A 4,745-nucleotide genomic window follows, 5' to 3' on the forward strand; every position below is an offset into this window, starting at 1 on the left:
CAGCGACACCTGGCCGCTGGGGCGGCCCTTGCCGCCGGCCAGGGCCGGATTGAGCCGGGCGATGCGGGCGGGGTCCAGGGCGCGCTGTGCGGCCCACTGCTGCACGCTGGTGCCGGCCGGCAGGGTGTGGGTCTTGAGCACCGGGACGCTGCGATCCAGCGACGCCATCACCCCGGGCGAGGTTTCGGCGTTTTCCAGCACGCAGGCCAGCGCGTGCAGCTTCTCGACATAGGAGTAGGTGACCGGCGACAGCCCCGGCAATGCCGACGGGCGCGCGTTCTGCGCGTTCATGCCGGCCTTGCGCAGCGACTGCAGGACCCGGTACTCGCCGGCGTTGTAGGCCATGGTGGCCAGGCGCCAGTCGCCGCCGAACATGCCGTGCAGCGTCTTCAGGTAGCGCACGGCGGCCTGGGTCGAGTCGGCGGCCGACAGCCGGCCGTCGTAACCCGCGGTCATCTGCACGCGGTGGTTCCGGGCGGTGCTGGCGATGAACTGCCACAGACCGGCGGGGCCGCTGCCGTTGCGGGCATTCGGCCGGTAGCCGCTTTCCACGAACGGGATCAGCGCGAATTCGGTCGGCAGGTCGGCCTTGCGCAGCTCTTCGACCACGTAGCCGAACAGCACCAGCGCGTCGTCATCCTGGTTGGCCAGGCGCGAGGGCGCATGCGCGAACTGCTTCTGCCAGCGTGGACTGGTGGCCTCGGCGTCGCAGGTGGGTTCGGCCAGGCCGTCGCGGAAGCTGGCGAAAATGTCCTGGCCGTTGCGGACCGAGGCAGGGGGCAGGGCGGCAGCGTCCAGCGGCAGCTGTGAAAGCCCGGCCACGTTCTGCGACATGCCTGCACTCAACGACTGGGCGCCCGCGGTGCCGGCCAGCGCCATCGCCAGGCCCGCCGCGAGCGGCAGCAATCGCCGCCTCATGTTCGGAATCCGTCTTTCCAGCGCCGCAGGCCCGCCAGCACTTCGACTTCATCGGTGACGGGGCGGCCGAGGTACTGGCTTACCGCAGCACGTACGGCAGGGGTATGGGTACGCAGGAATGGATTGCATTCCAGCTCGCTGGCCAGTGCAACCGGCAGCGTGGGTCGTTCATCGCGGCGCATGGCCAGGGCCTCCTCTTGGCGTTGCGCAAGCGCAACGTTGGCGGGGTCGACATGCCGCGCGAAGACGGCATTTGTCACGGTGTACTCATGACCGCAGCACAACAGCAGGTGCGGCGGCAGGGACGCCAGCCTGTGCAGGGATGCCAGGAGCTGGGGTGGCGTACCTTCGAACATGCGGCCACAGCCCAGGCTGAACAGCGCATCTCCACTGAAAAGATGTTCAGCCGTGTGAAACGCGACATGCGATCGGGTGTGTCCGGGCACGGATACTACGTCGATCTCCAGCCCCAATGCCTGAACGCGTTCACCCCCGGTGACGCGCCGGGTGGCCATCGGGATGCGTGGATCGTCCGGCGCGACCACCTCCAGCCCGGGGAACCGGGCCTGCAGCTGTTCCACACCGCCGATATGGTCGTCGTGGTGGTGGGTCAGCAGGATCGTGTGCGGGCGCCAGTTCTGCTGCGCCGCCGCAGCCAGTACCGGTGTGGCCTGGCCGGGGTCGACCACGATGGCGTGGCCGTCGTCGGCGACCAGCGCCCAGATGTAGTTGTCCGCGAATGCGGGTAGGGCAGTCAGTCGCATAGAATTGGACCATGCCCGCCGTGCCGAGCCGCCGTCAAGCTTCCGTCGCATCCTGGTTTGATACTGAACCGGCGAATCTGCTGCGTGAACTGGAGCGGCAGGCGCTCGAGCCGGTGCTGGCGTCGCACCCGGTCAATCCGTGGCTGTGGATCGCACCGACCGCGTCCTGGCTCGATGCGGTGACCCTGCCGGGGCAGGGACTGCGGTTGTACCGCACCCCGCGCGGTTATACCGGCGATGTGACCTGTGCACTGCCGTTGCCGTTCCCCAGCGAAAGCCTCAACGCGATCGTGCTGCAGCACGTGACCGCGCGCGATGCCGAGCTGCTCATCACCGAGTGCGAACGCGTGCTGATGCCGGGGGGGCGCCTGTGGCTGTCCACGCTCAATCCATTCAGTCCGTTCCGGCGCCAATGGCGGCAGCACGGGCTGCTGGTCCGCACTCCGCAGCGACTGCGCCACACCCTGGAGCGGGCCGGGCTGGCCTGCGACGACCTGGCCTGGCTGGGCCCGATGTGGGGCGACCGCGCACCCGGGCGCGCCAGCGTGGCGGCCCTCCGCGCGGCCTGCCTGTTCTCCGCCGAAAAACGCACCCTGGCCCTGCCGGGACCCAAGCCACTGCCGGTACGCCGCTGGCACGGTACCGTGGCGACCTGATCTGGAGCTGTATTGAAAACCATTGAAATCCACACCGACGGTTCCTGCCTGGGCAACCCCGGACCGGGCGGCTGGGCCGCGTTGATGCGCTACAAGGGCCATGAGCGCGAGCTCAGCGGCGGCGAAGCGCACACCACCAATAACCGGATGGAGCTGATGGCCGCGATCTCGGGCCTGGAAGCGCTGACCGAGCCGTGCGAGATCGTGCTGTTCACCGATTCCCAGTACGTACGCCAGGGCCTGACCCAGTGGCTGCCGGGCTGGATCCGCAAGAACTGGAAGACCGCCGGCGGCGACCCGGTCAAGAACCGCGACCTGTGGGAGCGGCTGCATGCGGCGACGCAGAAGCACCAGATCGACTGGCGCTGGGTGAAGGGCCATTCCGGCGACCCCGACAACGAACGCGTGGACACGCTGGCGCGCGACGCCGCGATCCGCATCCGTGCCGGCGGCCCGGTACACTGAGCGCATGCGTCAGATCATCCTCGACACCGAAACCACCGGCCTGGAATGGCGCAAGGGCAACCGCATCGTCGAAATCGGCTGCGTGGAGCTGCTTGAGCGCCGCCCGAGCGGCAACAACTACCACCAGTACCTCAAGCCCGACTGCGAATTCGAACAGGGCGCGCAGGAAGTCACCGGCCTGACCCTGGAGTTCCTGGCCGACAAGCCGACCTTCGCGCAGGTCGCCGAGGAATTCCTGGCGTACATCGACGGCGCCGAGCTGATCATCCACAACGCCGCGTTCGACCTGGGCTTCCTGGACTACGAGCTGTCGTTGCTGGGCGACCAGTACGGAAAGATCACCGACCGCTGCACGGTGATCGATACCTTGAAGATGGCGCGCGAGCGTTACCCGGGGCAGCGCAATTCACTGGATGCGCTGTGCAAGCGGCTGGGCGTGGACAACGCGCACCGCCAGCTGCACGGCGGCCTGCTGGACGCCCAGATCCTGGGCGATGTCTATATCGCGCTGACCTCCGGCCAGGAGGAAATCGGCTTCGGTTCGGCCGACGCTGCCCGTCCTGGCACGGCGCAGGTCCAGGCCTTCGATACCAGCCGCCTGTTGCCGCGCCCACGCGTGGTCGCCACCGCCTCGGAGCGCGAGGCGCACGAAGCGCGCCTGGCCAAGCTGCGCAAGAAGGCCGGCCACGCGATCTGGGACGGCCCGAAGGTGGAAGAGGCGGTGGCGTAGATGCTGTGGCTCCGGCGGGTTTAAACGTCGGGGTGTTTGGCGCGGGCGGCGATCAACCGATTTCGGATGCTTTGCCGCGCTGCGCGCGGTGTCCGGCCAACGGCCGGACCCACGAATTGCTACGAGCCAATTGGGATCGGGACCAATCAACCCCGGGCTCCGGATGCCCTGGTAGCGCCGGCCGTTGGCCGGCCCAAGCGGTCCTTCTAGTGGCAACGCACCAGGATCACCGTGATGTTGTCGGAGCCGCCCCCATCCAGCGCGGCCGCCACCAGCGTATCCACGCATTCCTGCGCACTCGCATCGTCATAGGCCAGCGTCCGCGCGATGCCGGTGTCCTCGACCTCCTCGGTGAGCCCGTCGCTGCACAGCAGCAGCTGCATGCCCGGGCGCAGCTCGCCGGTGGTGGTGGCCACGTTCAGGTGCGCCGGATCGGTCACCCCCAGCGCCTGCGTCACCACATTGCGGTGCGGATGCGCGCGCGCCTGTTCAGCGGTCAGGTTGCCCTGGGCTACCAGCTCCTGGACCACGCTGTGGTCCTGGCTCAACTGGGCCAGCGCACCGTCGCGCCACAGGTAGGCGCGGCTGTCGCCGACCCAGGCTACTTCATAGCGGTTGCCCTGGACCCGGGCCGCCACCACGGTGGTGCCCATCGGCAGGCTGTCGTTGCGACGGCGCGAGGTGCGGATGATTTCCTCGTCCGCCACCCGGATCGCGTGGGCCAGCGACGCGCCCTGGCGGATCTCGCGCACGATGGTTTCGCGCGCCAGCGCGCTGGCCACCTCGCCGCAGGCGTGCCCGCCCATGCCATCGGCCACCAGCCACAATGCCAGTTCGCCGTCCCCGTAGTAGGTGTCCTCGTTGAGGTCACGGCGCAGGCCAGGGTGGGTCAGGTGTCCGAATTCGATCATGGTCGCGCGCAGGCCAGGGAGTGTGTTGCTGAGGGATAACGGCATGATCGCGGCGCTGCGGACATCCGGCAAGGCATCGATACAGAAAAAATTCATCGGCATCCCCGGAATGGCTTGCCGTCAGCGCCGCCTCACCGTATTATTCGCTCCCCGGTTCGCCGGGGACCATCTGGAGAGGTGGCAGAGCGGTTGAATGTACCTGACTCGAAATCAGGCAGGCGTTTATAGCGCCTCGGGGGTTCGAATCCCCCCCTCTCCGCCAGACACGCAAAAAAGGCTGCCCTTCGGGTGGCCTTTTTTG

7 protein-coding genes and 1 tRNA gene are annotated in these 4,745 nt (G+C 68.0%); 5 read left to right on the forward strand and 3 right to left on the reverse strand.

Annotation, left to right across the window (positions count from 1 at the left end):
* Together RWO33_RS19220 and gloB are read right to left on the reverse strand one after the other, a co-directional pair.
* The coding region (locus RWO33_RS19220; RefSeq protein WP_314106933.1) for a transglycosylase SLT domain-containing protein at positions 1-918 on the reverse strand (918 nt) is incomplete at its 3' end.
* Complete coding sequence (gene gloB / locus RWO33_RS19225) at positions 915-1,682, reverse strand: hydroxyacylglutathione hydrolase (RefSeq protein ID WP_314106936.1); 768 nt, start codon at positions 1,680-1,682, stop codon at positions 915-917. The genes gloB and RWO33_RS19220, both read right to left, overlap by 4 nt.
* 11 nt (positions 1,683-1,693) lie before the next feature.
* Here gloB and RWO33_RS19230 point away from each other — a divergent pair, with 11 nt between their 5' ends.
* Genes RWO33_RS19230 through dnaQ form a run of 3 tightly spaced genes read left to right on the forward strand, consistent with a single transcriptional unit; the run spans position 1,694 to position 3,533 of the window.
* Positions 1,694-2,338 carry a hypothetical protein gene (locus tag RWO33_RS19230; protein ID WP_314106939.1) on the forward strand — a complete coding sequence of 215 codons (645 nt, stop codon included), beginning with the start codon at positions 1,694-1,696 and terminating at the stop codon, positions 2,336-2,338.
* A 12-nt stretch (positions 2,339-2,350) separates the two neighbouring features.
* Positions 2,351-2,803 (forward strand): ribonuclease HI, encoded by a 453-nt coding sequence (gene rnhA / locus RWO33_RS19235; RefSeq protein WP_145478455.1) that lies wholly within the window; start codon positions 2,351-2,353, stop codon positions 2,801-2,803.
* A 4-nt stretch (positions 2,804-2,807) separates the two neighbouring features.
* A complete protein-coding gene (gene dnaQ, locus RWO33_RS19240) occupies positions 2,808-3,533 on the forward strand; it encodes a DNA polymerase III subunit epsilon (RefSeq protein WP_145478454.1) in 726 nt (241 codons plus the stop codon).
* A 206-nt stretch (positions 3,534-3,739) separates the two neighbouring features.
* Here the strand turns inward: dnaQ and RWO33_RS19245 are convergent, their stop codons facing one another.
* Positions 3,740-4,444 (reverse strand): protein phosphatase 2C domain-containing protein, encoded by a 705-nt coding sequence (locus RWO33_RS19245; RefSeq protein WP_145478572.1) that lies wholly within the window; start codon positions 4,442-4,444, stop codon positions 3,740-3,742.
* A gap of 43 nt (positions 4,445-4,487) precedes the next feature.
* On the opposite strand from RWO33_RS19245, the gene RWO33_RS19250 reads away from it, so the two are divergent.
* Together RWO33_RS19250 and RWO33_RS19255 are read left to right on the forward strand one after the other, a co-directional pair.
* A complete protein-coding gene (locus tag RWO33_RS19250) occupies positions 4,488-4,637 on the forward strand; it encodes a hypothetical protein (protein WP_314106944.1) in 150 nt (49 codons plus the stop codon).
* Positions 4,616-4,706, forward strand: a tRNA-Ser gene (locus RWO33_RS19255). Before RWO33_RS19250 ends, RWO33_RS19255 begins: the two co-directional genes overlap by 22 nt.
* Positions 4,707-4,745 lie beyond the last annotated feature (39 nt).

This window comes from uncultured Stenotrophomonas sp. (assembly GCF_963519925.1).
Classification (GTDB): Bacteria; Pseudomonadota; Gammaproteobacteria; order Xanthomonadales; family Xanthomonadaceae; genus Stenotrophomonas; species Stenotrophomonas maltophilia_AE.

Bases quoted from the DNA above. Each gene is read 5' to 3' on its own strand.
- RWO33_RS19245 (WP_145478572.1), bottom strand. From the start codon at position 4,444: ATGATCGAATTCGGACACCTGACCCACCCTGGCCTGCGCCGTGACCTC.
- RWO33_RS19230 (WP_314106939.1), top strand. From the start codon at position 1,694: ATGCCCGCCGTGCCGAGCCGCCGTCAAGCTTCCGTCGCATCCTGGTTT.
- RWO33_RS19250 (WP_314106944.1), top strand. From the start codon at position 4,488: ATGATCGCGGCGCTGCGGACATCCGGCAAGGCATCGATACAGAAAAAA.
- dnaQ (WP_145478454.1), top strand. From the start codon at position 2,808: ATGCGTCAGATCATCCTCGACACCGAAACCACCGGCCTGGAATGGCGC.
- gloB (WP_314106936.1), bottom strand. From the start codon at position 1,682: ATGCGACTGACTGCCCTACCCGCATTCGCGGACAACTACATCTGGGCG.